At 51.1% G+C, this 456-nt stretch carries 1 protein-coding gene; it reads left to right on the forward strand.

Translation table 11 applies throughout. The features are described 5' to 3' along the window. The coding region (locus HX812_RS31915) for a ribonucleotide-diphosphate reductase subunit beta (RefSeq protein WP_177105961.1) at positions 1-393 on the forward strand (393 nt) is incomplete at its 5' end. Positions 394-456 lie beyond the last annotated feature (63 nt).

Here is a 456-nt window from a genome sequence, read left to right on the forward strand (position 1 = left end):
CAGTTCCAGTACATCCTGCGCGATGAGTCGATGCACCTGAACTTCGGTATCGATGTGATCAACCAGATCAAAATCGAAAACCCACACCTGTGGGATGCCGAGATGAAGGAAGAAGCGACTCAGATGATCCTGCAAGGGACTCAGCTGGAGATCGAATATGCGCGCGATACCATGCCACGTGGCGTGCTGGGTATGAACGCGGCGATGATGGAGGACTATCTCAAGTTCATCGCTAACCGTCGTTTGTCGCAGATTGGTCTGAAAGAAGAATACCCAGGGACGACTAACCCGTTCCCATGGATGAGCGAGATCATGGACTTGAAGAAAGAGAAAAACTTCTTCGAAACCCGTGTGATCGAGTACCAGACTGGCGGCGCGCTGAGCTGGGATTGATTCCTCAGCTCATCAACCCCATTAAGCCCTGACACGTTCAGGGCTTTTTTATTTCAGCATGAC

This window comes from Pseudomonas sp. IPO3749, assembly GCF_013386605.1.
GTDB classification, from domain to species: Bacteria; Pseudomonadota; Gammaproteobacteria; order Pseudomonadales; family Pseudomonadaceae; genus Aquipseudomonas; species Aquipseudomonas azotoformans_A.